Below are 26,904 nucleotides of genomic sequence, written 5' to 3'. Positions count from 1 at the left end.
GTATGTGTTGATCATGGAGGAGCCACCCGTGGAGTTCGACGTCGTTATCGAGATCCCGAAGGGTTCGCGGAACAAGTACGAGGTGGACCACGAGACCGGTCGGATCCGCCTGGACCGTCGACTCTTCACCTCGACCAGCTACCCGGCGGACTACGGCTTCGTCGAGAACACCCTCGGCGAGGACGGCGACCCGCTGGACGCGCTGGTCATCCTGGAGGAGCCGACCTTCCCCGGCTGCCTCATCAAGTGCCGCGCCATCGGCATGTTCCGGATGACGGACGAGGCCGGCGGCGACGACAAGCTGCTGTGCGTGCCGGCCTCCGACCCCCGGGTGGAGCACCTGCGCGACATCCACCACGTGTCGGAGTTCGACCGCCTGGAGATCCAGCACTTCTTCGAGGTCTACAAGGACCTGGAGCCCGGCAAGTCCGTCGAGGGCGCCGACTGGGTCGGCCGCGCCGAGGCCGAGGCCGAGATCGAGGCCTCCTACAAGCGCCTTGAGGCGCAGGGCGGCGCGCACTGACCCGAGGGTCGTGATCCGGTTCCGTTTCCACGGTTCCGGAGCTGGAACGGGCGGTACTCCTTCCGAAGGAGTACCGCCCGTTCCGCATGCTCGCCCGGTCTGCGGGCAGGCCTCTTCGTACCCGTGCCCCGGCCCGTGGCCATACTGGGCACAAGGGCAGCCGACGAGGAGCGAGATCTGGTGGTGGCGGAAAAGGGCGGTCCGGAGGACCAGAAGCCCCAGTCCGACGAGGCGCGCAGCGCCTTCGTCCCGCCGACCGGGGTGGGCAGACGCGTGTCCGCCTCCGAGGACGACCAGCCGACATCGGAATTTGCCATTCCGGCGGGTCTGGCGAATGAGCCCCCGGGACCGGGAACAGGTTCCGCTTCGGGTTCCGGCCCGGGGCCGGGAACGGGTTCGGACACGGCCGGCTCCGCCTTCGCCCCGCCGCGCACCTACAGCGCCCAGCACTCGCCGGCCGCCTTCACCCCGGCACACGGCAGCCCGATGATCCGGCTGACCAAGGAGGCGCCCTGGCAGGACCGGATGCGCACGATGCTGCGGATGCCGGTCGCCGAGCGCCCGGCGCCCGAGACGGTGCAGAAGCCCGACGAGACGGGGCCCGCGGTGCCGCGCGTGCTCGACCTGACGCTGCGTATCGGGGAGTTGCTGCTGGCCGGCGGCGAGGGCGCCGAGGACGTCGAGGCGGCCATGTTCGCGGTGACCCGCAGCTACGGCCTGGACCGCTGCGAGCCCACGGTCACCTTCACCCTGCTGTCGATCTCGCACCAGCCGTCGCTGGTCGACGACCCGGTCACGGCGAGCCGTACCGTACGCCGCCGCGCCACCGACTACACCCGGCTGGCCGCCGTCTTCCGGCTGATCGACGACATCACCACCGAGGACGCCGAGGTCTCGCTGGAGGACGCCTACCGGCGGCTGGCGGAGATCCGGCGCAACCGGCATCCGTACTCCGGCTGGGTGCTGACCCTGGCCGCCGGCGGTCTCGCGGGGGCGGCGTCGGTGCTGCTCGGCGGCGGTCCGCTGGTGTTCCTGGTGGCGGCGGTCGGCGCGATGCTCGGCGACCGGCTCGCCTGGCTGTGCGCCGGGCGCGGGCTGCCGGAGTTCTACCAGTTCGTGGTGGCGGCGATGCCGCCGGCCGCACTGGGGGTGGCGCTGACCCTCACCCACTGGTCGGACGTACGGCCGTCCGCGGTCATCACCGGTGGGCTGTTCGCGCTGCTGCCGGGGCGGGCCCTGGTGGCGGGTGTGCAGGACGGGCTGACCGGTTTCTACATCACCGCGGCCGCGCGTCTGCTCGAAGTCATGTACCTGTTCATCGGTATCGTCGTCGGTGTGCTGCTGGTGCTGTACCTGGGGCTTCAGCTGGGCGCCCAGCTGAACCCCGAGGCCAGGTTCATCGGCCAGGACCGGCCCGTGGTGCAGATCCTGGCGTCGATGGCGCTCTGTTTCGCCTTCGCGATCCTGCTCCAGCAGGACCGGTCCACGGTGCTGGCGGTGACCCTCAACGGCGGTGTGGCCTGGGTGATCTACGGGGCGATGGCCCGCACCGGCCATATCTCGGCGGTGGCGGCGACGGCGACGGCGGCCGGTCTGGTGGGGCTGTTCGGGCAGTTGTTCTCGCGCTACCGGTACACCTCGTCACTGCCGTTCATCACGGCGGCGATCGGCCCGCTGCTGCCCGGTTCGGCCACGTACTTCGGTCTGCTGGCCGTGGCACAGGGAAGGGTGAATGCCGGGCTCGCCTCGCTGTCGACCGCGGTGGCCACGGCGCTGGCCATCGCGATCGGGGTGAATCTGGGGAGCGAGATCTCCCGGCTCTTCATGCGGGTGCCGGGAGCGGTCGGCGGGGCGAACCGCCGCGCGGCCAAGCGGACGCGCGGCTTCTGAGAGCCTGTCGGGTGACCTCGGATCGGATGGCGGACGCGGTCTGGTGCGTGCGATTCCAAGGCGGAGGAGGGAGCCAACGCGGAGCGTTGGCGACCGACGACAACGCGGGAAGCGTGCGTGCCAGGGCGTGGCCGCCCGGTCGGAGGTCACCCGACGGGCTCTCAGGCCGGTCGGCGGCCGGAGCGTACGTCAGCGCTTGGCGTGCCGGCCGCGCTGGCCCGAGGCCGGGCTGCCCCCGGCGGACGGGCCGGGGCCCTCGCCGTGGGACGCCGCTTCCTTCTTCGACTTGGAGCGGGCCCGCAGGAACTCGATCCCGATCGGCACCACCGAGATGAGCACGATCAGGATGAGCATCGCCTCGATGTTCTCGTGGACGAAGTCGATCTTGCCGAGGGCCGAGCCGAGCAGCGTGACGCCGACGCCCCAGAGCACCCCGCCGATGATGTTGAACACGATGAACGAGCGGTAGTTCATCCGGCTCACACCGGCGATGATCGGGGTGAACGTACGCACCACGGGCACGAAGCGGGCCAGGATCAGCGACTTCGGTCCGTACTTCTCGAAGAATTCGTGCGCCTTCTCGACGTTCTCCTGCTTGAAGAGGCGGGAGTCCGGGCGCTTGAAGAGCGATGGGCCGACCTTGCGGCCGAAGAGATAGCCCACCTGGTCGCCGATGATCGCCGCCAGCGCCACCAGGAGGCAGACCAGCCAGAGCGGGGTGTCCAGCTGCTTCGTGGTCACCAGCAGACCCGTGGTGAACAGGAGCGAGTCGCCGGGGAGGAAGAAGCCGATCAGCAGTCCGGACTCGGCGAACACGATGAGGAGGACGCCGGGAAGTCCGAAGGTGTTGATCAGATAGTCCGGGTCCAGCCAGCTCGGTCCGAGCGCAAGCGTATTCAAGGGTCCGGGGCTCCTGGATCGGTCGATGGCGGCTGCGTGGCCGCCCAAAGCTATCAACGCAGGATGACACCCCCGGGTTCCAGATGGCCCGCGCGAGGACGCACACTGGGCCGACCGGGGAGGCACTCCGGATCAACCGGGACAAAGCTGTCCCCAGGAGGTACCACACGATGGGCATTGAGGAATACGGCGGCGGGCAGACGGCCCAGTCGGACGTCCTGGTCGTCACCACGAACGACGTACCGGGCTACCAGGTGACCCAGGTGATCGGGGAGGTGTTCGGCCTGACCGTCCGCTCCCGCCATCTGGGCAGCCAGATCGGCGCCGGGCTGAAGTCCATGATCGGCGGCGAGCTGAAGGGGCTGACCAAGACCCTCGTCGAGACCCGGAACCAGGCGATGGAACGGCTCGTCGAGCAGGCGAGGGCCCGGGGCGCCAACGCGGTCCTGATGATGCGCTTCGACGTGACCGAGGCGGCCGACGTGGGCACGGAGGTGTGCGCGTACGGCACCGCGGCCGTGATCAGCCGGAGCTGAGCGGGCGCGGCCACGGGGGTGGGGGCGCCCCACCCCCGCGGCGGTCACGCCAGGCGCCGGGCGTTGGCGTCGATCGCGTCCCGCAGATGCTCGGCCAGGCCCGGCCGCATCGACTCGTAGAACGCGCGGAACCGCGGGTCGGACACATACATCTCGCCGAGCCCGCGGTGCATCTCGGCGGTGCACTCGTAGAACCACTTGCCGATGTGGAGCCGGTGGGCCTCGGCCAGCCCCATCGCCCGCTCGCCGGTGGCCGGCTCCCCGGCCGCCATCAGCGCGTCGTAGGCGGCGCCCCATTCGGCGACCTCCGCCTGCATCCGCTTCCAGTCGTCCTTGGTGTACCCGGCGGCCCGGCGCTGCGACTCGGCGTACGCGGCCGTGCCGCCCCAGCGGCGTTCGGCCTCCTCCGCGTGCTCCTCGGGGTCCTTGCCCCCGAAGACCTCGAACTTCTCCTCGGGTGTGAGGTTGATGCCCATCTTCCGTGCCTCCATGGCTGTTTCGACGGCGTCGGCCATCCTTCGCAGCTCGGCGATCCGGTCGGACAGCAGCCGGTGCTGGCGCCGCAGATGCTCCTGCGGGTCCGCCCGCGGATCGTCGAGCAGTACCGCGATCTCGTCGAGCGGGAAGCCGAGCTCCCGGTAGAACAGGATCTGCTGGAGCCGGTCGAGATCACCGTCGTCGTAGCGGCGGTGCCCGGCCCGGCTGCGCGCGCTGGGCGAGAGCAGTCCGATGCCGTCGTAGTGGTGCAGGGTGCGCACCGTGACTCCGGCGAATCCGGCGACCTGTCCCACGGGGTACTCCATGACTCCCCCACTCCCTTCTCCGATCGGGTACGTCCCGAGCCTGAGTCCTGACGCGACGTGAGGTGCAAGCCCGAATTGCCGCCACTCCCGGCGCCATTCGAGGGGTTATGTTCCTTTTAGGCCGTTATGGTGAGCCGATGGCCACCGATTCCTCCGCTCTCGCCGGACCCGGACCCGCTCCCGCAACCGCGCCCGTGCGCCGGCTGCTGCCCGTCATCGTGCCCGCCCTGGCCGTCGGGATCCTCTGCGCGCTCGTCCTGCTCGGCATCAGCCTGCTCGCGGAGAAGCTCCAGGACGTGCTCTGGCAGACGCTCCCCGACGCGCTCTCCGTCGGCCGCTACTCCGCGCTCTGGATGATCGTGACGCTCACCGCGAGCGGGCTGGTGGTCGGGCTGCTCATCCGGGCGGTGCCCGGTCACGCGGGCCCCGATCCGGCGACCACCGGGCTGGTCGATCCACCGCTGCCGCCGGGCGTGGTCCCGGGGCTGCTGCTCGTCACAGTCCTCACTCTGGCGGGCGGGGTCAGCCTCGGTCCGGAGAACCCGATCACGGCCGCCAACATCGCGCTGGCCTTCTGGCTCGGCCGCCGTCTCGCGCCCGGCACACCGGCGGAGCTCTGGCTCTCCCTCGCCGCGGCCGGCACCATCGGGGCCCTCTTCGGCACCCCGGTGGCCGCCGCACTGATCCTCTCCGAGACCCTCGCCTCCCGCGCCGGACCGGGCGCGCTCTGGGACCGCCTCTTCGGCCCGCTCGCGGCGGGCACCGCGGGTGCGCTCACCATGACCCTGCTGGCCCATCCCAGCTTCGACCTGTCGCTGCCCGCCTACACCCGCCCGCACTGGGGCGACCTGCTCTCCTCGGTCGTCATCGCGCTGGCCGGGGCGGTGCTCGGCATGCTGGCGGTGTACGCGTTCCCGTACGTGCACCGGCTCTTCCGGACCCTGAAGCACCCGGTCCTGGCGCTGACCGCGGGCGGGCTGCTGCTCGGTCTGCTGGGGGCGCTGGGCGGCCGTCTCACCCTGTTCAAAGGGCTCGACGAGGTGAAGGAGCTCGCCGCCGACCCGAGCGGCTGGTCGGCCGGGCAGTTCGCGGTCATGGCCGTGGTGAAGACGGCCGCACTGGTGATCGCGGCGAGCTGCGGCTTCCGGGGCGGACGGATCTTCCCCGCCGTCTTCGTGGGTGTCGCGCTGGGGCTCTGCGCCCACGCCCTGGTCCCCTCGGTGCCGGTGGCGCTCGCGGTGACCTGCGGGGTGCTGGGCATTCTGCTGGCCATCACCCGGCAGGGCTGGCTGAGCCTGTTCACCGCGGCGGTACTGGTCGGCGACGCGGCCGTGCTCCCGATGCTGTGCGTCGCCTCGCTGCCCGCCTGGCTGCTGGTGACAGGGCGGCCGCAGATGCAACTGCGCGAGGACGGCGAGCCGCTGCGCTGAGCCGGGGCTCCCGTCCGACGCGCCGGATGCCCGACTCTTCCGTATCGTCGCATCCGCATGGATTCGTCCCATCAGGTCCGCCGGAGGTCTCCGCGATGCCCACGCCCGTCAACGTCGCCGTCATCTACTACTCGTCGACCGGAACCATCGCCACGATCGCCAAGGCCATGGCGCAGTACGCCGAGAAGGCCGGTGCCGAGGTGCGGCTGCGCAAGGCCGGTGAGCTCGCCCCGCAGGCGGCCATCGACTCCAACCCGGCCTGGGCCGCCAACGCGAAGGCCACCGCCGACATCACCGAGGCCTCGCCCGACGACATGGTCTGGGCGGACGCCGTGATCCTCGGCACGCCGACCCGGTTCGGCAACGTCACCGCCCAGCTCAAGCAGTTCCTCGACACCCTCGGCGGCCTCTGGCAGGCGGGCCACCTCGCGGACAAGGTCTACAGCGGCTTCACCTCCACCAGCACCGCGCACGGCGGCCAGGAGTCCACGCTGCTCGCGCTCTACAACACGGTCCACCACTTCGGCGGAATCCTGGTCGCCCCCGGCTACACGGACCCCTCGAAGTTCGTGGACGGCAATCCGTACGGCACCTCGCACGTGGCCGGCCAGGGCGACATCCCGGTCGGCGAGCAGACCCTGACCGCCGCCCGGGTCCAGGCCGAGCGGGTCGTGAAGTTCACCCGGGCCATCAAGGACGGCCTCGCCGCCGGGAGCTGACGGCACCCCACACCCCGACCGGACCATCACGCGTCGCGCGTCACGAAAGACCGCCGAGAGCCGAGAAGGGCTGCCCGCCGATGCCTCTCCACAAGGGTTCGTCCCAGCGCACGGAACCGTCCGAAGCCCGCCGCAAGCTCGCCCTCAACCCGTTCTACGGGGAGGCCGACCCGGCCGCCGGCATGGAGTCGGCGCCGCCCCGGCACCGGCTGCCCGACGGGCCGATGCCGCCGTCGACCGCGTACGGCCTGGTCCACGACGAGCTGATGCTCGACGGCAACTCACGGCTCAACCTCGCCACCTTCGTCACCACCTGGATGGAGCCCCAAGCCGGGGTGCTGATGGGCGAGTGCCGCGACAAGAACATGATCGACAAGGACGAGTACCCGCGCACGGCCGAACTGGAGCGGCGCTGTGTGGCGATGCTCGCCGACCTCTGGAACGCCCCCGATCCCTCGTCGGTCGTGGGCTGTTCGACGACCGGATCCAGCGAGGCCTGCATGCTCGCGGGACTGGCGCTGAAACGCCGCTGGGCGGTCAGGAACGCCGACCGCTATCCGGCGACCGCCCGGCCGAACCTGGTCATGGGCATCAACGTGCAGGTCTGCTGGGACAAGTTCTGCACCTTCTGGGAGGTCGAGCCGCGGACGGTCCCGATGGAGGGCGACCGCTTCCACCTCGACCCGCAGGCCGCGGCCGACCTCTGCGACGAGAACACCATCGGCGTCGTCGGCATCCTCGGCTCCACCTTCGACGGTTCGTACGAGCCGGTCGCGGAGCTGTGCGCGGCGCTGGACGCCCTTCAGGAACGTACCGGTCTCGACATCCCCGTCCATGTGGACGGGGCCTCCGGGGCGATGGTGGCGCCGTTCCTGGACGAGGACCTGGTGTGGGACTTCCGGCTGCCGAGGGTGTCCTCCATCAACACCTCCGGGCACAAGTACGGCCTGGTCTACCCGGGCGTCGGCTGGGTGCTGTGGCGCTCGCCCGCCGAGCTGCCCGAGGAGCTGGTGTTCCGGGTCAACTACCTGGGCGGCGACATGCCGACCTTCGCGCTGAACTTCTCCCGGCCCGGCTCACAGGTGGTCGCGCAGTACTACACCTTCCTGCGGCTGGGCCGGGACGGCTACCGGGCCGTGCAGCAGGCGTCCCGGGACGTGGCCCGCGGGCTCGCGGAGCGGATCGAGGCGATCGGCGACTTCCGGCTCCTCACCCGGGGCGACCAGCTGCCCGTCTTCGCGCTGACGACCGCGCCGGACGTGACGACGTACGACGTCTTCGACGTGTCGCGACGGTTGCGCGAACAGGGCTGGCGGGTGCCCGCGTACACCTTCCCGGCCAACCGGCAGGACCTGGCGGTGCTCAGGGTGGTGTGCCGCAACGGCTTCTCGTCGGACCTCGCCGAGCTGCTGATGGAGGACATCGGGCTGATCCTGCCCGACCTGCGCCGCCAGCCGCACCCGCTGAGCCAGGACCGGCAGCCGGCGACGGCCTTCCACCACTGAGCGGGACCAGCGCCCGCTCACTCGTCGTCGCCGGGATCCGGGACCCCCGTCGCATACGGATTGCGCTGCCCGTCGGCGAGCACCCCCACGAAGGGCTCGCCCTCCCCCGCGAAGGTGTACGCCCCGCTCTCGATGCGGGCGATCAGCCCGCGCGTCCACTCGGCCCCGGCGTCCGCCGAGTGGACCCAGAGGTTCATGATCTCGCCGATGTGGCCGAGCGATTCGGGCCCCGCCTCCGGCACATAGTGCTCGGTGACCGTGGCCCGCCAGGCCGCGAGACCGGCGACCCGTTCCCGGAGCAGCGCGACCGCCTCGGACCGCTCCAGGTCGACGATGCCGCCGAGGGCCGCCGACAGCAGGTCCGGCTTCTGGTCGTACGAGGTGAGCGCCGCGCGCAGCAGCGTGAAGTACTCCGCGTCCCCCCGCTCGGTGATCTCGTACTCGGTCCGGGGCGGGCCGCCCGCCGTGCTCGGGGCGGTCTCGTGGACGAGCAGCAGCCCTTGCTTCGCCATCTGCTTCAGCGCGTGATAGACCGACCCGGGCTTGGCGTTGGACCACTCGTGCGCACCCCAGTACTCCAGGTCGTTGCGGACCTGATAGCCGTGCGCCCGGCCGTGCTGGCGCACGGCGCAGAGGACCAGCAGCCGGATCGCGGACATGTCACGCCCTTTCTATTCAACTTTGATTAGAGTAGCCCCCCGCCTCGGCGACCAGCTCGAACGCGGTACGGCCGTCCAGGGACTCCCGGATGATGTCGGCGTGCCCGGCGTGCCGGGCGATCTCCTCGACCAGATGGGCCAGCAGCCACCTCATCGAGACCCGCCCGTCCTTCGGGAACCAGGGCGCGTCCGGCAGCGGGAAGGTGTCGTCCAGGCTGGGCACCGAGCGGATGAACTCCTCCACCTCGACCACGACGCCGTCCCAGAACTTCAGCACCTGCTCCACCGTCTCGTCGCCGACGAGCCGGAAGCCGTCCGCCCAGGTGCTTTCGTCGCGGACGGCCTCGTTCAACCGCTGCTGGGCCATCCGCAGCCAGTTCAGCTCGACCTCGGCGACGTGCTTGGCCAGTCCGGAGAGGGAGAGCTCACTGGCGCTGGGGCGGCTCGCCGCCTGCTCCTCGGTCAGCCCGATCAGGGAGCGCCGGATCGCACCGCGCTGGGCCTCGATGAAGGAGAGGAACATGCCGCGCTCGTCGCCGGGGGCTTCCGAGGGAACGTGAGTGACCATGGTGTCCGCCTTGATGATCCGTGCCGGTTCTTCCTGACACCGACCACGCTACGACCCCTTGAGGTCAGCCTCTGTCCTCAACGAGAGGGAGAGGGCGCCCGGATGGAGAAGGGCGGTCAGAAGGGGAAGACGGCCCGGCCGTGCTGAATGGAGATCCACTTCTGGGTGGTGAAGGCGTCGACGGTCGCCTCACCGTTCAGCCGGCCGGTCCCGGAGGACTTCTCGCCGCCGAAGGCCGCCAGCGGATCGTCCTGGACGGTGGAGTCGTTGACGTGGAACATCCCGCTGACCACGCGCCGCGCGAACCGGACCCCGCGTTCGGCGCTGCGGGTGTGCACGGCGCCGCTCAGCCCGTACGGGGTGTCGTTGGCGATCCGTACGGCCTCGTCCTCGCCGTCGAACGTCACCAGCAGCGCCACCGGGCCGAATATCTCCTGGGACAGCAGCGGGGAGTCCTCGGGGAGCCCGGCGAGCACGGTCGGCTCCACGAGGTTGCCGCGGGTCCGGCCGCGGACGAGCGCGGTGGCCCCGTCGGCGACCGCCTGGTCGACCAGGGCGGTCAGGGCGTCGGCCTGGAAGGAGTTGATGACCGGGCCGATCCGGGTCTCCGGGTCACGCGGGTCACCGGTCTTCAGCGCGGCCACCCTGGCGGTGAACTTCTCGGTGAACTCCCGCTCGACACGGCGGTCCACCAGGATGCGATTGGCGGCCATGCAGACCTGCCCCTGGTACACGAAGCGGCTGAAGACGGCCGCGTCGACCGCGTAGTCGATGTCCGCGTCCTCCAGCACCACCAGGGCGCTGTTTCCGCTGAGTTCGAGGATGGTCCGCTTGAAGTGTCCGGCCGCGACCGCGCCGACATGGCGGCCGACCCGGTCCGAGCCCGCGAACGAGATCACCTTGGGTACGGGGTGCTCGATGAACGCGTCCCCGATCTCGGCGACATCGGTGATCAGGATGTTGAGCAGCCCGGCGGGCAGTCCGGCGTCCTCGAAGATCTTCGCGATCAGCGCGCCGCCGACGACCGGGGCGTTCTGGTTGGGCTTGACGACGACCGCGTTGCCGAGCGCGAGGGCCGGTGCGACGGACTTCATCGCCACCAGGAAGGGGAAGTTGAAGGGGCTGATCACGCCGATGACGCCGACGGGCCGGCGGTAGAGGCGGTTCTCCTTGCCGTCCGCCGAGGAGGGCAGGATGCTGCCCGGCGGGCGCAGCGCCCGATGGATCGCGTCGCGCAGGAATTCCTCGGCGACACGGACCTCGTACTCCGCCTTGACCCGGGTGCCGCCCAGTTCGTCAATAATCGCGTCGACTATGTCGTCGTGCAGTTCCCCGGTGATGCGCAGTGCGCGTTCCAGGACCTCGCGGCGCTCGTACGGTCCGGTGGCGGCCCAGGAGCGCTGGGCACGCTCGGCGGCGCGGTAGGCCAGGTCGACCTCCTGCGCGGTCGCGATGGTGATCGCGGCGAGTTTCTCCCCGTTGTAGGGGTTGAAATCGATGATGTCCCACGAGCCGGTTCCGGTCCGCCACTCACCGTCGATGTATTGGTCGGCCAGCTCGTAGAAGAAGGACATGCGATCCCTTAACTCAGGTGCAGACTCCGTCGAACCGTCATCGTACTGACGAATCAGGTGAGTTGGAGCAGGCCACGGAGCAGATCGCGGCTCTCCTCGGGCCCCGGGCTGTCCTCGTGCAGTCGCGTCATGGCCTTTTCGTACTGAGTGACTTCTTCGGCCTTGTCCAGATAGAGCGCACTTGTCAGCTGCTCCAAATAGACGATGTCCGACAGATCGGATTCCGGGAATCGCAGCATCGTAAAAGAACCGCCCTCTCCGGCATGCCCGCCAAAACTGAAGGGCATGACCTGGAGAGTGATGTTGGGCTGTTCCGACATTTCGATCAGATGCCGCAATTGCGCGCGCATCACTTCACGGTCGCCGTACGGACGGCGCAGCGCCGCCTCGTCCAGCACGGCATGGAAATGGGGTGCACGTTCGGAGACGAGGGCCTTCTGGCGCTCCAGTCGCAGCGCCACGCGGCGGTCGATCTCGACGGAGGGCGCGGCGCCCATGCCCCGGGTGACGACCGCGTGCGCGTAGGCCTCGGTCTGCAACAGGCCGTGGATGAACTGGACTTCGTACACTCGAATGAGCGACGCCGCCCCCTCCAGACCGATGTACGTCTGGAACCAGCCGGGCAGTACATCTCCGTAACTGTGCCACCAGCCCGCCACGTTGGCCTCACGGGCCAGGCCGAGCAGAGCGTCCCGCTCCGCTTCGTCCGTGACTCCGTAGAGCGTGAGCAGGTCCTCGACGTCCCTGGCCTTGAAGCTCACCCGTCCCAACTCCATGCGGCTGATCTTCGATTCGGAGGCCCGGATGGAGTAGCCGGCCGCCTCACGGGTGATGCCGCGCGAGTCGCGCAGCCGCCTGAGCTGCGAGCCCAGCAGGATGCGCCGCACCACCGATCCACTCGACTCGCCTGCCGCCACTGGTCCGGTCCTCCCCATCGCTTCCTGGGCACCGGGGCTCCCCCCTGAACCCCAAGTGCCGGATTCTGCCACCAAAACGCTTCAGCCCGTACTCATTCGATTACGGAGATGAGAAGCCTCCCAGAAGGCTGAGAAAATACACACAGGAAGAAATGACCAAGAACCGGCACGGGTTCGGACAGGTCAGGCGCGTGCACGTGCATCTGCCCTTGCATCTGCCCAACGCATTGGGAACCATGGGGCTCGCGCACCTGCGTGCTCGTTCGTGTTGTGCCGCTGTACCCCCCGCCGTACCGATACAGCCGCGAATCCCGGGAGTGCCTCGCATGGGGACGAATGGATCGACGATGCTCGAGCCGTTACGGCAGGGGCTTCCCCCCATCGATCCCTCAGCCGTCTCCGGATCGGCCACCTGCACACTGCCCGCCCGCTACGAAGCCGTGGGCGGAGCAAGGCGGTTCACCCGGACGACGCTGAACGCATGGGGTCTGGCCGAGCGCTTCGACGATGTCGCACTGGTGGTCTCCGAGCTCGTCACCAACGCCCTGCGGCACGCCCTGCCCTCGGACAGCACCGCGCCCGACTCCCAGGACCCGCCCGTACGGCTGCACTTGATGCGCTGGAGTTCACGCTTGGTGTGCGCCGTGCGCGACCCCAGCCAGGAGAGCCCGATCGCCTCCGAGGCACCGGACTGCGCCGAATCCGGCCGCGGCCTCTTCCTCGTGGAGTCCTTCAGCGACTCCTGGGGCTGGCACCCCTCCCCGGAGCCGGAGAACCCGAACGCCCCGTCGGCGTCGCGCGGCAAGGTGGTCTGGGCGCTGTTCCGGCTCTCCGACGGCGTGTGACCCGCACGGCTGCGGCAAGGCCTCTCGTTCGGATCGGGCCGGGCGAGAGGGACTCGGGTCGGCGGTCCGGGCCGGGCGAAAGGGACTTGGGCCGGCGGTCCGGGCCGGGCACCGGCTCGCGGGATGCGGTCAGCCGCCCGCTATGAGGTGGTCGAACTCCCCGTCCTTCACCCCGAGCAGCAGCGCCTCTATCTCGGCCGGCGTATAGACCAGCGCCGGCCCGTCGGGGTGGCGCGAATTCCGCATCGCCACATCCCCGTCGGGCAGTTTCGCGAACTCCACACAGGAACCCTGGGAGTTGCTGTGTCTGCTCTTCTGCCAGACGACTCCGCGAAGCTCTGTGGCCGCCATGCCGTTGTACACGTGGTGCACAGGACGCTCCCCGAGTTGCAAGGTGCAAGTGTCAACTGTCTCGGATCATAGCTCTGTTCAAATTTCCCTGCATGCGCAGATGCATGCGCAGATGCACGTGCACGCGGGGTGTTCTCGCGATTACAGCTTTACTCCGTATGGAGAGACGCACCGGATGCCGTTTCGGCTGCGTCTACCCCCGATCGAGCTCCTCATCCCGTCGTATCGCGCTGATAACTTGGCTCGGTCTTTCGTCGACAAGGGGGAATTACAGATGCACGGAGTCATACGCACGGGTGCCGTGATCGCCGCCGGAATCCTCACCGCGGTCGCGCTGAGCGGCTGCAGCAGCGACAGCAAGAAGAGCGACGACCCGGGCGGCGGCTCCGGCGCGGAACAGTCCAGCCCGGCTCCCGGCGGTGACGACGGCGGCTCCAGGACCAGTGCCGCGGCGCTGGAGGGCGGCTGGGCCGGCAAGACCGACGGCAAGGCGGTCGTCCTGTCGGTGGCGTCGGGGAAGGCCGTGCTCATCACCGAGAAGCACGCCTGCACGGGCACCGTGCAGGACGCGGACAAGGTGACGCTCACGCTGAAGTGCGTCGACGGCGGCGACGACCGCACCACGGGGTCCGTCGAGTCCAACGACGGCAAGACCGTCGTGGTGTCCTGGGGCAGCGGGGTCGAGGACACCCTGGCCAAGACCGCCCCGGGCGCCCTGCCGTCCGGCCTGCCGGACCTGGAGGGCCTGCCGACCCCCTGACGGCCGCCGCACGGTCCGTCAACCCGCTTGATTTCCGGGCGGGTTCGGGTCGGGAGTGCCGGGCGGGTTCGGGTCCGACTTCGGCTCGGGCTTGGGCTCCGGCTTGGGCTCGGGCTTGGGCTCCGGCTTGGGCTCGGGCTTGGGCTCCGGCTTCGGCTCCGCCTTCTGCTCAGGCTTCGGCTCCGGCTTCGGCTTGGGTTTCCCGTCCAGCCCCCGGGAGAACCCCTCCAGGGCTTCGAGGAGGAGGTGGGCCCCTTCCCGTACGAAGGGGTCCGCCTCGCCCTCGTCCGCGCGCTGCCGTTCGTCCCACTCCGCCAGCGCCTCGCGCACCTCGGTCCAGTCCGGAACGCGCCGCTCCCGTACCGCCTTCGCGCCCTGTTCGGTGGCCCGGCGCAGCGCCTCGGCCAGCCGCGCCGCGTCCGGTACGGGGGTGGCGCCGCCGCCCGGCAGATGGGCCTCCAGCAGCATCGCGGCCCGGCCGAGCTGGGCGAGCGCGTGCTGGGTGTCGTCGGCGGCGGCGCGGGAGAGGCCGCGGTTGCGCACCGGTTCGTACTGGGCGGTGGCCAGCGCCTCCTGCCACGCGACGCGGGCCTCGCGGGTGTCGAGCAGCGCGGAACGCACGTCGTCGTGGCCGCGCTCGGCCGGTTCGGCGTACTGGTCGACGACCGAGGCGGCGTACCGCCCGTCCGCCTTCAGCCAGTCGCCGAGCCTGCCACGGAGCCGCGGGGTCTCCCAGGCCGGGTAGAGGGCGTACGAGATCATCGCGAGGAGGCCGCCCACGAGGGTGAGGACGACCCGTTCGAGCACGGTCTGCGACCAGTTGTCGCCCGCCATGCCGAGCAGGAAGACGACATACGCCGAGACGCAGGCCTGGCCGACCACGTACCCGGTGCGCATCAGCAGATACATCAGCAGGGCGCAGAGCACGGAGAGCATCGCGGCCGGGGTCACACCGGGGTGGGTGGTCCGGACGATCACGGTGGCGAGCGAGACGCCGACGATCGTGCCGCCGAACCGGGCCACGGAACGCGCGTACGTCTGGGAGAACTCCGGCCGCATCACCATGACGGCGGCCATGGGCGCCCAGTAGCCGTGGCCGAACGGCAGCGCGGTGCCGATGAGATAGCCGACGGCCGCGACGACGGACACCCGGACGGCGTGCCGCAGGATCGGTGACCCCGGGCGCAGCTCCGCGCGCATCGCCTTCGCGATGACGGGAACCAGTTGCAGCAGGGTGGGGCGGCGGCGGGGCGGGGCGGCGGGTGTCCCGTCCGCGGTGGCCTTGATGGCCTCGGCGGCCTCCTCGGCCCTGGCGTCCTGCTCCTTCGTACCCTCGCCCTCGGCCGTCTCGATGACGTCGGAGAGCAGGGCGCCGAGCCGGTCGGCGGCGCGCAGCGACGGGCCGGTGAGCAGCGTTCCGGTGTCCGGGGTCTTCAGCACGGCCACGGCGGACGGGGACAGCTCGACCGGGTCGCCGTGCCGGATCGCGTGGGCCGCCGAGTCGAGCACCGATCCGGCGGCGGCGAGCAGCTCGCGGACCCGCGCCCGCTCCGGCCCTTCGGGCGGCACGCCCAGCGACGGGTCGGCGAGCGAGGCGAGCACCGGTCTGATCCGTTCGGCGATCCTTCGGGAGCCCCGCAGCTCGGGCGGCCGGCGGCGGGCCTGGCGCGGGGTGACCGCGGCCGCGCTGCGGGCCGTCATCAGCGGCACCGGGTCGAAGTGTGCGACCGGGTCGTGGCGCAGCCGGCGGGCGTAGTCGGCCTCGGCGGCCAGCGCGTCGGCGAGCGCGTCGCGCTGGGCGCCCCAGCTCCGTACCGGGAACAGGACGATCAGCGCCGCCTGCACCACTCCGCCGAACAGGATCATCCCGGCGTGCACGGCCGAGTTGGCGACGGAGGTGGGCAGGGTGACCGTGACCAGCATGATCGCCACGTTCGACGCCGCGATGATGCCGGCGGTCGGCCCCGCCGCCCAGGCCAGGCCCGCGACGAACGTCCAGAGCACCAGCAGGGCGAGGAACAGCGGCAGCCGGGAGCCGGTGAGATAGCCGAGGAACGTCGACACGGCGAGACTTGCCCCGGAGACCAGGGCGAGCACGGGCCGGGGGCGCCAGCTGCGCTGGAAGGTGGCGATGGCCGCCTGGAACGCGCCGAACGCGGAGCTCGCCGCGACCACGGGCCCGAAGAACGCGAGGCTGATCCCGAGGACGAGAGCGAGACCGGCCGCACCGCGGATCGCGATGAGCGGTTCGAGACGTCGCCGCTCGATCGACAGCCCCGAGCGGGCGGTCTCCTTCAGCGCCCGGAGCCAGCTCATGCCGAGAGCCTAACCGGAATTACCGATTAGCCCGAGTTGTCGCAAATCGGCTCGCTGGGCGGTCCCAGGAACGCCCGGCGGAACACGACCGAACGAAAGGCCTCAGCGGTTCCCGCGCCCGCCGCGGAGCTCCGGACCGCTCCCGCCCATCCGCGCCCGGTCCGCCGCGGCCGTTCCATGGGTCCAGCCGTCCAGGTCCGTGGCGCCCCGGACCCGGGTGGTCGTGGTCGCGGGGAACATCCGCTCGGCGGCGTCCGTGACGGCCATGTCGCGGGCGGCGAGGACCGGGAGCAGATGAGGGGCGCCGGACCCGGCCGATCCGGCCCCGGCCCCGTTCTCCGTCCCGGCCTCGGCGGCCGCGGTGACTCGGGCGGTGTCGGCGGCGAGCCGGCTGCCCAGCCGCTGGGCGTACGCCATCAGGAACGACTGCCGGAACGTCTTGGTCCGCTTGCGTCCGCCGGCCCGCTGGCCCGCCTCCGCCTTCGTCATCGCCACTGCGCCCTGGACCAGCAGGGAGGTGTACAGCAGCTCCACGGCGTCCAGGTCCGGCTCGAAGCCGACCACCGTGGAGAAGCCGAGGTCGCTGTTCCACACCGCACGGCAGCGGTTCGCGGCGGCGACCGCGTCGAGCAGGATCGCCTTCGCCGTCTCGTACGGCGCGTCGACCCCGATCCGGCACGCCCCCGGCGCCTCCTTGCTGTGGGTACGGGCGGCGAGCAGGGCCTCGTCGATGGAGTGCCGGGCCATCAGCTCCTGCGCCTTGGTGGTGAGGGCCTCCGCCTCCTCGGGGAAGCCGGTCGCCTCCGCCTTGGCGAGCAGGGCGCGGATCCGGGTCAGCATCCGGGGCTCGTCGTGCGCGGGCGGCAGCCGGAGGCCGTGCGCGGGGGTCCCCGGCGGGGGCCCGACCGGTTCGATGGCGGGAAGCCGGAGCAGCAGCCGGTACAGGCCGAGGACGGTGGAGGCGTAGGAGAAGCGGTCCGGCCGGTTCCGCGGCGGTGCGGCGGGGAGCCCGTCGAGCTGGGGGCGCCAGCGGGGCGGAAGCCGCTCGTACCGCGCGGTCTCCGAGGCGATCAGCCCGGCGGCGAGGCAGGCCGCGGTCTCGTCGAGCTCGCGGCGGACGAGGCGTACGACGTCGGCGGGCTGCCAGCCGCGCTCCCAGGCCCGGCGGACGAACTCCTCGCCGCGCCGGAACAGTTCCGCGTCGGCCGTCGGGTCGGCGGCGAGGAGGGAGGCCCCGGTGTCGAGACCGGCGTCGCCGTCCGAGTAGAGGGCTGCCGCGAATGCCTGGTCGGTCACCGGTTCCATGAGGTCAGGGTAGGCAGGGCGGTGCGGCGGGGTAGGGCTGGCCCTACCTCCCGGACGGGCTCTGGTGGTCGTGATCGCGGGGCGCGGAAACGCTTCGATCGAGGCATGACCCTCTCCCGCGCATCCGTTGCGCCCACGAGTGCCGCCGACGCCGTACGGCTTCGCTCCGTGCGCCGTGCCTACGGCGGGGTCGACGCCCTCGGCGGCATCGACCTCACCGTCCGGGCCGGCACCTTCACCGCCGTCATGGGCCCGTCCGGGTCCGGCAAGTCCACGCTGCTGCACTGCGCGGCCGGGCTCGACCGGCCGACCTCCGGCACCGTCGAGGTCGGCGGGGTGCGGCTGACCGGGCTGAGCGAGCGCCGGCTGACGCTGCTGCGCCGGGACCGGATCGGTTTCGTCTTCCAGGCGTTCAATCTGCTCCCCTCGCTGACGGCCGCCCAGAACGTCGCGCTGCCGCTGCGGCTCGCGGGCCGCCGCCCGTCCCGTACCGAGGTGCGGGACGCCCTGGCCCGGGTCGGTCTCGCGGACCGGGCGGGGCACCGGCCCGCCGAACTGTCCGGGGGCCAGCAGCAGCGGGTGGCGCTGGCGCGGGCCCTGATCACCCGGCCCGCGGTGCTCTTCGGCGACGAGCCGACCGGCGCGCTGGACACCGCGACGAGCCAGGGGGTGATGGAGATGCTGCGGGAGCTGGTGGACCTGGAGGGGCAGACGATCGTGATGGTCACCCATGACCCGGTGGCCGCGGCGTACGCGGACCGGGTGGTCTTCCTGGTCGACGGGCAGGTGGCGGACGATCTGACCGGACTCGGCGCCGAGCGGATCGCGGCCTGGATGGCGGCGGGCCGCACCGGCGGACGCGGCAGGGCCGGGGAGCCCGGCGCCACCGGGGGACACGGCGGCGCCGACGGACACGATGCCACCGGAGAACACGGCGTCGCCGGGACCGTCGCGGGTCCTGCGCGGGAGGCGTCGTGCTGACCGTCGCCCTGGCCTCCCTGCGCACCCGCTGGACCGCGCTCATCGGCACCTTCGTCGCGCTCGCGCTGGGCGTGGGCCTGGTCGCGACCATGGGTCTCGGCCTCGCCTCGACCTTCGACGCCCCGGACCGGGCACCGCTGCGCTTCGCCGCGTCGCCGGTGGTGGTGATGGGCGACGACACCCTGACCGTGCGGGTGCGGCGCGGGCCGTCCACAACGGAGGTCGATCGGAGGCTCGCTCATCCACACCCTGTGGATATCGAACTCCTGCGCGACCTCCGGGCGCTCGGCCCGGTGACGCGGGACGACGGCGGGGACGCCGTACGCCTTCGGCACGAACCCGACGCCGTGGGTGTGGACGCGCCCGTCGCCGAGGTGCGCCGGGTGGTCGGCGACCGCGCCCTGGTCCTCACCGGGGACGACCGCCGCCGGGCCGACCTGGCCACCGAGCGGGACGCCGAGGGACTGCTGACCGCGAATGTCCTGCTCGGCACCGCGGGCGGCCTCACCGCCTTCGTCTCGGTCTTCGTCGTCGCGTCGACGTTCGCCTTCGCCGTGGCGCTGCGCCGGCGCGAATTCGGGCTGCTGCGCACGGCGGGCGCCACGCCGGGCCAGTTGCGGCGGCTGCTGCTGACGGAGGCCGCCGCGGTCGGCACCCTCGCCTCCGCCGCCGGGTGCGTACTGGGCCACCTGGGTGCGCCGCTGCTCGCCGGACTGCTCGTCGACCAGGGGATGGCACCGTCCTGGTTCACCATCCGTCCGGCCGCCTGGCCGCTCCACGCCGCCTTCTGGTCCGGCCTGGCCGTGGCCTTCGCGGGGGTCCGGGTGGCCTCGCGGCGGGCGGGCAGGACCGGCCCCGCCGAGGCGCTGCGCGAGGCCGATGTCGATACGGGCGTGCTCCCGCCGGTCCGCCGGCTGCTGGGCTTCGCCCTGCTCGCGGGGGCCGCGTTCCTGATGGCGAGGTCCCTCGCCACCGACCCGTCCGCGCTGCTGAAGCGGAAGACGTACATGACGCAGCCGATGGTCCTGATCACGGCCGCCGCCCTGCTCGCACCGCTGCTCGTGCGCCCGTTGGCCCGGATGGTCCGGCTGCCGGGAGCGACCGGGATGCTGGTGGCCGCGAACACCTCGGCGGCGCTGCGGCGTACGGTCGCGGTGGCCGCTCCGGTGCTGATCACCGTGGCGCTGGCGGGTTCGGTGGCCGGCTCCGCGATGACCGTGTCGGCGGCGAAGGCGGCGGAGGCGCGCGAGCACACCGGGGCCGATCTGGTCGTGACGGGCGAGGAGTTGAGGGTCCGCCCGGTGCCCGGCGCCACGCTGTCCGCCTCCGCGCCGACCGCCGTCCACGTACGCGAGGAGAGCTCCGCCCTCATCACCTCCGAGGCCCGCGCGGTGGACGACGCGAAGGCCCTGGCACGGGTCGGGCGGCTGCCGGTGGTGGCGGGCGACATCCGGGACCTGGACGACCGCTCGATCGTGGTGAACGAGGAGTGGGAGCGGCACACGGTGGGCTCGACGGTACGGGTGTGGCTCGGCGACGGGCGGCCGGTCTCCTTGCGGATCGTGGCGGTGCTGGCGCTCGGTACGGGGAACAACGGGGCCTATGTGACCAGGGCGAACGCCCCGGCGGCGGCCGTGGACCGGATCGACGTACGCCTCGCGCCGGGCGCCGACCGCGCGTCGGTCACGGAGCGGCTGCGCGAAACCGGCGGCACGGTGCGGTCGGCGGAGCAGTGGCTGGCCGCGACGTACCCGCGCACGAGTCCGCAGACCCGGACCGGTCTGGCCGTGATCCTGGGGATCGCCCTGGTCTACACCGTGATCGCGCTGGCCAACACGATGCTGATGGCGGGGTCCGTACGCTCCGCGGAGCTGGACGCGCTCCGGCTGGCCGGTGCCACCCGGCCGCGGGTCCTCGCGGTGGTGGCCGGGGAGACCCTGTTCGCGGTCGGACTCGGGGCGCTGCTCGGCCTGACCGTGGCCGGGGTGCATCTGGCGGGCCTGGCCGCCGCGCTGGCCTCGGTGTCGGCGCCGGTCGTGGTGTCGGTGCAGTGGGCGCTGATGGGTGGCGCGGCGGGGGTGTGCGCGCTCGTCTCGGTGGGGGCGGCGGTGCTGCCGGGGGCGGTGCGCCGCCGCTCGGTGCCGGTGGGCTGAGGCGCGGCGGCCAGGTGTGGCGGGCGGAGGCCGGACGCGAGAACCGGACCGCAGAACCGGACAAGAGGCCCGGCGCGACCGTACGGGACCCGGTCGGACAGGGCGTTTAGTCCATCCGGCCCCACCCGCTGACGGTGTATCCGCTTTCATTCTTTTGTCAGGATTTCGCATGGTTTCATCTCGCCATGGAGGCGATCACATGGTGACCGAGAACCGACAACAGGACACGAGCGCACGGGCGATCACATCACGGCGGCGGGTACTGGCCGCCGCCGCGCTCGCGCCGGTACTGGCCGCGGCGGGCCCCGCCGCGGCCCGCACCCTGCCCACCGGGACGACCGGGGCGGCGCACGGGAAGCGGATCAAGCCGGTGCCGACCGGCCTGGACGACTGGGCGGACGTGGCGAAGGCGCTGGGCCGCCCCGGCAACATGCTGCGCGGCACGACGTACCACACGGGCTTTCCCCGGCGGGATCTCCACGTGGTCTCCGAGGGCGTCGTCGTCACACCGGGGCTCGCGCTGGGCACGCACGTGGCCTTCGTCCGCTACGCCGACGGCTCCACGATGCTCATGGGCGACGTGGTGGTCACCGAGCACGAGCTCCAGCGGGTGACCGACGCATGGCAGGCGAACGGGATCGAGCAGACCGCGCTCCACAAACACCTGCTCTCCCAGACCCCCGACATCTGGTGGACCCATGTCCACGGACACGGCCACGACGCGGTCGCCCTGGCCCGCGGGCTGCGCGCGGGATTCGACCGCACCGGCACCCCGCCGCCCGTGCCGCCGCTGCCGTCGGCCCCGGTCGACCTGGACACCGCCGGAATGGAGGCGGTGCTGGGCACCCGGGGAACCATCGAGGACGGGCTCTACAAGGTCATCTTCGTCCGCCGCGAGACCATCGCGGACGGCCATCTGATCCTGCCTCCCGGCCTCGGGTCGAGCAGTGCGTTCAACTTCCAGCCGCTGGGCGGCGGCCGGGCCGCGCTCAGCGGCGACTGCGCCATGCTCGCCGACGAGGTCCCGCATGTGCTGAGGGCCCTGCGGCACGGCGGGATCAAGCTCGTCGAGCTGCACAACCACCATCTGTCGGAGGACCCCCGCCTGTTCTTCACCCACTTCTGGGCGGTGGGCGACGGCGTCGCGCTCGCCCGCGCGCTGCGCCCCGCGGTGGATGCCACCGACGTCGTACCGAACAGCTGAGACCGGGCATACGGGTCACGAGGCACGCGCCGGTCGCCGGACCGCATTGCGCCGGTCCAGCGACCGGCGCCGCCGAATCCGTTCTGCATATGGACCAATCGGCCCGGAGCGGCGCGTGGCCCCGCGGGCGACCGGGCACCCATGGACCGTCCAGCCCGCACATTCCATGACCCACCCGTCAGATCCCCATCTGGAGCTCCGCATGGAACCAGTCGCCGGCGCACGGCACTGCCCGTTCGACTACGCCGAGGCCCTCGAATTCGACCCGGTGCTCAGGCACTTGATGACCGAAGAACCCGTCTCCCGCATCCGCCTACCGCACGGCGACGGCGAGGCATGGCTCGTCACCGGCTACGACGACGTGCGTACGGTGACCACCGACCGGCGCTTCAGCCGCAGCGCCATCATCGGCCGGAACTTCCCGCGCATGACCCCCGAGCCGATCGTCCAGGACGAGGCGATCAACGTCATGGACCCGCCGGGCAGCAGCCGCCTGCGCAGCCTGATCTCCAAGGGCTTCGCGCCCCGCCACATGGAGCGCATGCAGGTGCGCACGCAGCATGTGGTCGACGAGCTGCTGGACCGCATGGAGGAGCACGGCGCCCCCGCCGACCTGTTCGAGCATCTGGCGGCCCCGCTGCCGCTGACCACCATCTGCGAGGTCCTCGACATTCCGGAGGCGGACCGCGCGCAACTGCGCGCCCACGCCCGGACCATGATGGACACCACCGTCGAGAACAAGGACGCCGCGGTACGCGCCAAGGCCGATCTCCGCGCCTACTTCGAGACGTTGACCGCCGAGCGGCGCGCGAACCCGGGCGACGACCTGATCAGCGCGCTGGCCACCGCCCGTGACGGGGACGAGATCCTCAACGACCGGGAACTGACCGTCATGGCCATGGTCCTGCTGATCACCGGCCAGGACACCACCACGTACCAGATCGGGAACATCGCCTACACGCTGCTCACCAGGCCCGACGAGCTCGCCATGGTGCGCGACCGCCCCGAGATGCTCCCGCAGGCCATGGAGGAGCTGCTTCGCTTCATCCCCTTCCGCAAGGGCGTCGGCATCCCCCGTGTCGCCACCGAGGACGTGGAGCTGAGCGGGGTGCGGATCCGGGAGGGGGACATCGTGCACGTCTCCTATCTGACGGCCAACCGTGACGGCCGGAAGTTCGACCGTCCCGACGAGCTGGACCTGGAGCGTCAGGGGCCGTCCCACATGACCTTCGGATGGGGCGGGCACCACTGCCTCGGCGCCCCGCTCGCGGCCGTGGAGCTCCAGACCGCCATCGGAACGCTGCTGAAGCGCTTCCCCGCCCTGAAGCTGGCGACACCGGCCGAGGAAGTGCGCTGGAACAAGACGTCGATCTGGCGCTATCCCCTCGAACTGCCCGTCACCTGGTGATCCCGGGGACGCGGGTGACTCGCCCGTCCTGAGTGTGTCTCACCCGTCGTGGCCGTGGCGGACGCCGGGCCGACATCGATGATGCGCCGGCCCACGGCCGGCGGCAACCCGGAACGCTCCGGGGCGCCGGGCGCCCCGGAGCGTTCCGGCGCGAAGCCTTGCCGCACGCTCGACATGCGGCCCCGATCCGCCTGCCGTAACGTGATCCCGACGGCCACCCCAGCCGTGGCGGAACCGCTTCCGCCCACGAACGGCTAGAGCTCAGTCTTCGACGGTCGGCCCGTCCGCGCCCGTTCCAGGGGTACCTGACCCGGCGCCGGAATCCACCAGCGCTCCACGTCCGCGCAACGCCGCGTGTACGGAGCCGCAGTGGCCGTCTCCGGTAGGCGAACGCCCCGGAACCCTTCGGGCCCGGCCGCGTGGACCATGTCCGCTAGGAGGAGTTCCATGGCGGTTCTCTGCAAGCCGGCCATCGCGGTTCCCGAGTACGTCATCACCAACGAGGAAACCCTTGAGCTGGCTCAACGGCTGCACGGCGACCATCCGCAGATCGACCTGGTCCTTCGGCTGATCGAACACACCGGGGTGCAGAAGCGGCATCTGATCCAGCCGATCGACAAGGTGTTGCAGCACCCGGGCTTCGACGCCCGCAGCATCACCTACGAGGAGCACACCAAGGCCCGGGTGCCGGCAGTCGTACGCCAGGCGCTCGACCAGGCCCAACTGGAGCCGCAGCAGATCGACTTGATCGTCTATGTCTCCTGCACCGGCTTCATGATGCCGCCGCCGACCGCGTGGCTCATCGGCGAGATGGGCTTCCGGCCGGAGACCCGGCAGCTGCCGATCGCACAACTCGGCTGTGCCGCGGGCGGCGCCGCCGTCAACCGGGCCCACGACTACTGCACGGCGTACCCCGACGCCAATGTACTGATCGTGGCCTGCGAGTTCTGCTCACTGTGCTACCAGCCCACCGACCTGGGCGTGGGGTCGCTGCTGTCCAACGGTCTGTTCGGCGACGGCATAGCCGCCGTCGTGCTGCGGGGCCGCGGCGGGACGGGGGTACGACTGGAGCGCAACGGCTCGTACGTCATCCCGGCCACCGAGGACTGGATCTCGTACGCGGTCCGCTCCACCGGGTTCCACTTCCAGCTCGACAAGCGGGTGCCCGGCACGATGGAGCCCCTCGCACCGGCCCTGGAGGCGGTCGCCGAGGAGAACCAGTGGAACGCCGGCAAGATGGACTTCTACATCATCCACGCGGGCGGCCCGCGCATCCTGGACGACCTGAGCCACTTCCTGGACGTGCCGCCCGAGGCGTTCCGCTTCAGCCGCGCCACCCTCACCGAGTACGGCAACATAGCCAGCGCCGTGGTGCTCGACGCCCTGGGCCGCATGTTCGACGAGGCATCGGTTCTCGACGGCCAGCGTGGCCTGATGGCCGGCTTCGGCCCCGGCATCACCGCCGAGATCTCCCTGGGCACCTGGACTTCCGAATCCGGTTCCTGACGCCCCCCGCTCCCCCGGCCCGCAGAGCAGTGCCCCAGCGCCTGCGGGCCGGGGGACGGCCGTCGGACCGCCCGGTCGCCGTCCCCTCCCGCGCGCCGCACCCTGTTGTCAGTGCCGGGTGCCAGACTCGAAGACATGACCGAACGTTGGGCTCTGGCCATGACGGAGACCGGCGGCGCCCTCCTCGCCCCGCTGGCCCCCACCGGCCTGCCCGCCGCCCCGGTCGTGGCCGAACCCGACCTCGTGGCGGCGGTCCGCGCCCGCCCGGACGTCACCCGCTGGGTCTGGCGGTCCACCGCCGAGATCTACCCCCCTCTGCTCGCGGCCGGCGTCCCCGTGAGCCGCTGCTACGACATCGAGGTCGCCGAATCCCTCCTCCTCGCCCATGAGGGCCGCCTCGGCGAGCCCCGCTCCGCGGCCGCCGCCCACGCCCGCCTGCGCAACGCCCCCGTGCCGCCCGATCCGCCGCCCCGCTCCGCGGAGCCCGGCTCCCAGTCCTCGCTCTTCGAGCCCCGGTCCGGTGCGCAGCTGCCCTTCGACGACCTGCTCCAGGTCTACGCCGACCAGCTCCGCCGTCACGACACCACCGAGCACCCGGGCAGGATGCGCCTGCTCACGGCCGCCGAGTCGGCGGGCATGCTGGTCGCCGCCGAGATGAACCGGTCCGGCCTCCCCTGGCGCGCCGACGTCCACCGGGACGTCCTCCACGATCTGCTCGGCGAGCGTTACGCGGGCGGCGGCGAGCCCCGCAGACTGGCCGAGCTGGCCGACGAGGTGTCGGCCGCCTTCGGCAGACGGGTCCGCCCCGACCTCCCCGCCGACGTGGTGAAGGCCTTCGCGCAGGCCGGCATCAAGGTGAAGTCCACCCGCCGCTGGGAGCTGGAGGAGCTGGACCACCCGGCGGTGGAACCCCTCATCCAGTACAAGAAGCTGTACCGGATCTGGACGGCACACGGCTGGAGCTGGCTCCAGGACTGGGTGCGCGACGGCCGCTTCCGCCCGGAGTACCAGCCGGGCGGCACGGTCAGCGGCCGCTGGACGACCAACGGCGGAGGGGCGCTGCAGATCCCCAAGGTGATACGGCAGGCGGTCGTCGCCGACGAGGGCTGGCGCCTGGTCGTCGCGGACGCCGACCAGATGGAGCCCCGAGTGCTCGCCGCGATCTCCCGCGACCGCGGCCTGATGGAGGTGGCGGGCCATGACGGCGATCTGTACACGGCGCTGTCGGACCGCGCGTTCCACGGCGACCGGGACCACGCCAAGCTCGCGCTGCTGGGCGCGGTCTACGGCCAGACCTCGGGCGACGGCCTGAAGAACCTGGCCGCCCTGCGCCGGAGATTCCCGCTGGCCGTGGCCTATGTCGACGATGCCGCGAAGGCGGGCGAGGAGGGACGTCTCGTACGGACGTGGCTCGGCCGGACCAGTCCCCCCGCGGCCGGGAGCGGGACGGACGAGGAGGCCGGCATCCCGCAGGAGAGCGCCGAACCGCCCTCCGCCGAAGGCGATCTCACCCCTGGTTACGCATCGTCCAATGCCCGCGCGCGGGGCCGCTTCACGCGCAACTTCGTGGTGCAGGGCAGCGCGGCCGACTGGGCGCTGCTGCTCCTGGCCGCCCTGCGCCGGTCGCTCCGCACCGCCGGTCTCCGGGCCGAGCTGGTCTTCTTCCAGCACGACGAGGTGATCGTGCACTGTCCTCAGGAGGAGGCGGAGGCCGTGGTGGAGGCGATCCGGGCGGCCGGTGAGCTGGCCGGGCGGACCGTCTTCGGCGAGACGCCGGTGCGTTTTCCGTTCACTACGGCGGTGGTGGAGCGTTATTCGGACGCGAAGTAGGTCCCGTCTCCGGCCCCTGAGCGGGCCCGGAAGCCGGTCGTGCGCCCCGGCCAGGACCGGCGCCGGGTCCCTCGTCGAACCCGGCCAGCCCGTGGTCGTAGTGCGCCGGACGCAGATGCTGATGCCGGTGCCGGGCGTTGAGCAGATGAATGACGAACGCCGCCATCGCGATCATCGCGAGGACGACCACGACCATGACCAAGGTGTCCATGCGATACCGG

24 protein-coding genes are annotated in these 26,904 nt (G+C 71.5%); 14 read left to right on the top strand and 10 right to left on the bottom strand.

Features of this window, described 5'->3' with window-relative positions:
- The first annotated feature begins 28 nt into the window (after positions 1-28).
- On the top strand, positions 29-523 hold the full coding sequence (locus tag OG520_RS22755; protein WP_031090989.1) for an inorganic diphosphatase: 495 nt from the start codon (positions 29-31) through the stop codon (positions 521-523).
- Positions 524-703: 180 nt separating this feature from the next.
- Positions 704-2,413: a threonine/serine exporter ThrE family protein gene (locus OG520_RS22750; protein WP_399329429.1), complete on the top strand. Its 1,710-nt coding sequence runs from the start codon at positions 704-706 to the stop codon at positions 2,411-2,413.
- A gap of 189 nt (positions 2,414-2,602) precedes the next feature.
- Here OG520_RS22750 and OG520_RS22745 read toward each other — a convergent pair whose 3' ends face one another.
- The gene (locus OG520_RS22745) at positions 2,603-3,313 is read right to left on the bottom strand and encodes a DedA family protein (protein ID WP_266417619.1); all 711 of its coding nucleotides are present in this window, start codon (positions 3,311-3,313) and stop codon (positions 2,603-2,605) included.
- 170 nt (positions 3,314-3,483) lie between these two features.
- On the opposite strand from OG520_RS22745, the gene OG520_RS22740 reads away from it, so the two are divergent.
- Positions 3,484-3,849 carry a YbjQ family protein gene (locus OG520_RS22740; RefSeq protein ID WP_266417616.1) on the top strand — a complete coding sequence of 122 codons (366 nt, stop codon included), beginning with the start codon at positions 3,484-3,486 and terminating at the stop codon, positions 3,847-3,849.
- Positions 3,850-3,893: 44 nt separating this feature from the next.
- Here the strand turns inward: OG520_RS22740 and OG520_RS22735 are convergent, their stop codons facing one another.
- The gene (locus OG520_RS22735; RefSeq protein ID WP_406014408.1) at positions 3,894-4,652 is read right to left on the bottom strand and encodes a MerR family transcriptional regulator; all 759 of its coding nucleotides are present in this window, start codon (positions 4,650-4,652) and stop codon (positions 3,894-3,896) included.
- A 137-nt stretch (positions 4,653-4,789) separates the two neighbouring features.
- On the opposite strand from OG520_RS22735, the gene OG520_RS22730 reads away from it, so the two are divergent.
- The 3 genes from OG520_RS22730 to OG520_RS22720 all read left to right on the top strand — a co-directional run bounded on the left by OG520_RS22730 (position 4,790) and on the right by OG520_RS22720 (position 8,306).
- The gene (locus tag OG520_RS22730) at positions 4,790-6,082 is read left to right on the top strand and encodes an ion channel protein (RefSeq protein ID WP_406014407.1); all 1,293 of its coding nucleotides are present in this window, start codon (positions 4,790-4,792) and stop codon (positions 6,080-6,082) included.
- 95 nt (positions 6,083-6,177) lie between these two features.
- On the top strand, positions 6,178-6,801 hold the full coding sequence (gene wrbA / locus OG520_RS22725) for an NAD(P)H:quinone oxidoreductase (protein WP_406014406.1): 624 nt from the start codon (positions 6,178-6,180) through the stop codon (positions 6,799-6,801).
- An 80-nt stretch (positions 6,802-6,881) separates the two neighbouring features.
- Positions 6,882-8,306 (top strand): glutamate decarboxylase, encoded by a 1,425-nt coding sequence (locus OG520_RS22720; protein WP_399329424.1) that lies wholly within the window; start codon positions 6,882-6,884, stop codon positions 8,304-8,306.
- A 17-nt stretch (positions 8,307-8,323) separates the two neighbouring features.
- On the opposite strand, the gene OG520_RS22715 is transcribed toward OG520_RS22720, so the two are convergent.
- The 4 genes from OG520_RS22715 to OG520_RS22700 form a co-directional block, all read right to left on the bottom strand.
- Positions 8,324-8,965, bottom strand: coding sequence for a PadR family transcriptional regulator (locus OG520_RS22715; RefSeq protein ID WP_399329423.1), 642 nt, complete (start codon positions 8,963-8,965; stop codon positions 8,324-8,326).
- A 16-nt stretch (positions 8,966-8,981) separates the two neighbouring features.
- Positions 8,982-9,533 carry a DinB family protein gene (locus tag OG520_RS22710; protein WP_399329422.1) on the bottom strand — a complete coding sequence of 184 codons (552 nt, stop codon included), beginning with the start codon at positions 9,531-9,533 and terminating at the stop codon, positions 8,982-8,984.
- A 116-nt stretch (positions 9,534-9,649) separates the two neighbouring features.
- A complete protein-coding gene (locus OG520_RS22705; protein WP_406014405.1) occupies positions 9,650-11,107 on the bottom strand; it encodes an aldehyde dehydrogenase family protein in 1,458 nt (485 codons plus the stop codon).
- Between the two features lie 53 nt (positions 11,108-11,160).
- Positions 11,161-12,042 carry a helix-turn-helix domain-containing protein gene (locus OG520_RS22700; protein WP_406014404.1) on the bottom strand — a complete coding sequence of 294 codons (882 nt, stop codon included), beginning with the start codon at positions 12,040-12,042 and terminating at the stop codon, positions 11,161-11,163.
- Between the two features lie 329 nt (positions 12,043-12,371).
- Between OG520_RS22700 and OG520_RS22695 the strand changes: the two genes are divergently transcribed.
- The gene (locus tag OG520_RS22695) at positions 12,372-12,869 is read left to right on the top strand and encodes an ATP-binding protein (protein WP_399329419.1); all 498 of its coding nucleotides are present in this window, start codon (positions 12,372-12,374) and stop codon (positions 12,867-12,869) included.
- 129 nt (positions 12,870-12,998) lie between these two features.
- Here OG520_RS22695 and OG520_RS22690 read toward each other — a convergent pair whose 3' ends face one another.
- Complete coding sequence (locus OG520_RS22690; RefSeq protein ID WP_037690973.1) at positions 12,999-13,241, bottom strand: DUF397 domain-containing protein; 243 nt, start codon at positions 13,239-13,241, stop codon at positions 12,999-13,001.
- Between the two features lie 253 nt (positions 13,242-13,494).
- Between OG520_RS22690 and OG520_RS22685 the strand changes: the two genes are divergently transcribed.
- Positions 13,495-13,980, top strand: coding sequence for a hypothetical protein (locus OG520_RS22685; protein WP_406014403.1), 486 nt, complete (start codon positions 13,495-13,497; stop codon positions 13,978-13,980).
- Positions 13,981-13,998: 18 nt separating this feature from the next.
- On the opposite strand, the gene OG520_RS22680 is transcribed toward OG520_RS22685, so the two are convergent.
- Together OG520_RS22680 and OG520_RS22675 are read right to left on the bottom strand one after the other, a co-directional pair.
- Positions 13,999-16,296 carry an FUSC family protein gene (locus OG520_RS22680; RefSeq protein ID WP_406014402.1) on the bottom strand — a complete coding sequence of 766 codons (2,298 nt, stop codon included), beginning with the start codon at positions 16,294-16,296 and terminating at the stop codon, positions 13,999-14,001.
- 102 nt (positions 16,297-16,398) lie between these two features.
- Entirely contained in the window at positions 16,399-17,601 is a 1,203-nt protein-coding gene (locus tag OG520_RS22675) for a DUF2786 domain-containing protein (RefSeq protein ID WP_406014401.1), read from the bottom strand.
- Positions 17,602-17,706: 105 nt separating this feature from the next.
- On the opposite strand from OG520_RS22675, the gene OG520_RS22670 reads away from it, so the two are divergent.
- The 6 genes from OG520_RS22670 (at position 17,707) to OG520_RS22645 (ending at position 26,683) form a co-directional block, all read left to right on the top strand.
- Positions 17,707-18,582 carry an ABC transporter ATP-binding protein gene (locus OG520_RS22670; protein WP_406014400.1) on the top strand — a complete coding sequence of 292 codons (876 nt, stop codon included), beginning with the start codon at positions 17,707-17,709 and terminating at the stop codon, positions 18,580-18,582.
- Positions 18,576-20,735, top strand: a complete 2,160-nt coding sequence (locus tag OG520_RS22665) for an ABC transporter permease (RefSeq protein WP_406014399.1) — start codon at positions 18,576-18,578, stop codon at positions 20,733-20,735. Before OG520_RS22670 ends, OG520_RS22665 begins: the two co-directional genes overlap by 7 nt.
- Positions 20,736-20,934: 199 nt before the next feature.
- Positions 20,935-21,939, top strand: a complete 1,005-nt coding sequence (locus OG520_RS22660) for a DUF1259 domain-containing protein (protein WP_399329413.1) — start codon at positions 20,935-20,937, stop codon at positions 21,937-21,939.
- A 202-nt stretch (positions 21,940-22,141) separates the two neighbouring features.
- Entirely contained in the window at positions 22,142-23,347 is a 1,206-nt protein-coding gene (locus tag OG520_RS22655) for a cytochrome P450 (protein WP_385326108.1), read from the top strand.
- A 447-nt stretch (positions 23,348-23,794) separates the two neighbouring features.
- Positions 23,795-24,853, top strand: a complete 1,059-nt coding sequence (locus tag OG520_RS22650) for a type III polyketide synthase (RefSeq protein ID WP_399329411.1) — start codon at positions 23,795-23,797, stop codon at positions 24,851-24,853.
- A gap of 135 nt (positions 24,854-24,988) precedes the next feature.
- Positions 24,989-26,683 (top strand): bifunctional 3'-5' exonuclease/DNA polymerase, encoded by a 1,695-nt coding sequence (locus tag OG520_RS22645; RefSeq protein WP_406014398.1) that lies wholly within the window; start codon positions 24,989-24,991, stop codon positions 26,681-26,683.
- Here the strand turns inward: OG520_RS22645 and OG520_RS22640 are convergent.
- Entirely contained in the window at positions 26,646-26,894 is a 249-nt protein-coding gene (locus OG520_RS22640; protein ID WP_399329409.1) for a hypothetical protein, read from the bottom strand. The genes OG520_RS22645 and OG520_RS22640 overlap by 38 nt on opposite strands.
- Between the last annotated feature and the right edge of the window lie 10 nt (positions 26,895-26,904).

Source organism: Streptomyces sp. NBC_00984 (genome assembly GCF_045162475.1).
Lineage (GTDB): Bacteria > Actinomycetota > Actinomycetes > Streptomycetales > Streptomycetaceae > Streptomyces.
This window is presented reverse-complemented; position numbering and strand designations above follow the sequence as displayed.

Excerpts from the sequence above, each read along its gene's own strand:
- OG520_RS22670 (WP_406014400.1), top strand. The coding sequence starts at position 17,707 with ATGACCCTCTCCCGCGCATCCGTTGCGCCCACGAGTGCCGCCGACGCC.
- OG520_RS22675 (WP_406014401.1), bottom strand. The coding sequence starts at position 17,601 with ATGGAACCGGTGACCGACCAGGCATTCGCGGCAGCCCTCTACTCGGAC.
- OG520_RS22710 (WP_399329422.1), bottom strand. The coding sequence starts at position 9,533 with ATGGTCACTCACGTTCCCTCGGAAGCCCCCGGCGACGAGCGCGGCATG.
- OG520_RS22650 (WP_399329411.1), top strand. The coding sequence starts at position 23,795 with ATGGCGGTTCTCTGCAAGCCGGCCATCGCGGTTCCCGAGTACGTCATC.
- OG520_RS22660 (WP_399329413.1), top strand. The coding sequence starts at position 20,935 with ATGGTGACCGAGAACCGACAACAGGACACGAGCGCACGGGCGATCACA.
- OG520_RS22655 (WP_385326108.1), top strand. The coding sequence starts at position 22,142 with ATGGAACCAGTCGCCGGCGCACGGCACTGCCCGTTCGACTACGCCGAG.
- OG520_RS22695 (WP_399329419.1), top strand. The coding sequence starts at position 12,372 with ATGCTCGAGCCGTTACGGCAGGGGCTTCCCCCCATCGATCCCTCAGCC.
- OG520_RS22740 (WP_266417616.1), top strand. The coding sequence starts at position 3,484 with ATGGGCATTGAGGAATACGGCGGCGGGCAGACGGCCCAGTCGGACGTC.
- OG520_RS22705 (WP_406014405.1), bottom strand. The coding sequence starts at position 11,107 with ATGTCCTTCTTCTACGAGCTGGCCGACCAATACATCGACGGTGAGTGG.
- OG520_RS22645 (WP_406014398.1), top strand. The coding sequence starts at position 24,989 with ATGACCGAACGTTGGGCTCTGGCCATGACGGAGACCGGCGGCGCCCTC.
- OG520_RS22735 (WP_406014408.1), bottom strand. The coding sequence starts at position 4,652 with ATGGAGTACCCCGTGGGACAGGTCGCCGGATTCGCCGGAGTCACGGTG.
- wrbA (WP_406014406.1), top strand. The coding sequence starts at position 6,178 with ATGCCCACGCCCGTCAACGTCGCCGTCATCTACTACTCGTCGACCGGA.
- OG520_RS22685 (WP_406014403.1), top strand. The coding sequence starts at position 13,495 with ATGCACGGAGTCATACGCACGGGTGCCGTGATCGCCGCCGGAATCCTC.
- OG520_RS22730 (WP_406014407.1), top strand. The coding sequence starts at position 4,790 with ATGGCCACCGATTCCTCCGCTCTCGCCGGACCCGGACCCGCTCCCGCA.
- OG520_RS22640 (WP_399329409.1), bottom strand. The coding sequence starts at position 26,894 with ATGGACACCTTGGTCATGGTCGTGGTCGTCCTCGCGATGATCGCGATG.
- OG520_RS22715 (WP_399329423.1), bottom strand. The coding sequence starts at position 8,965 with ATGTCCGCGATCCGGCTGCTGGTCCTCTGCGCCGTGCGCCAGCACGGC.
- OG520_RS22700 (WP_406014404.1), bottom strand. The coding sequence starts at position 12,042 with ATGGGGAGGACCGGACCAGTGGCGGCAGGCGAGTCGAGTGGATCGGTG.
- OG520_RS22680 (WP_406014402.1), bottom strand. The coding sequence starts at position 16,296 with ATGAGCTGGCTCCGGGCGCTGAAGGAGACCGCCCGCTCGGGGCTGTCG.
- OG520_RS22720 (WP_399329424.1), top strand. The coding sequence starts at position 6,882 with ATGCCTCTCCACAAGGGTTCGTCCCAGCGCACGGAACCGTCCGAAGCC.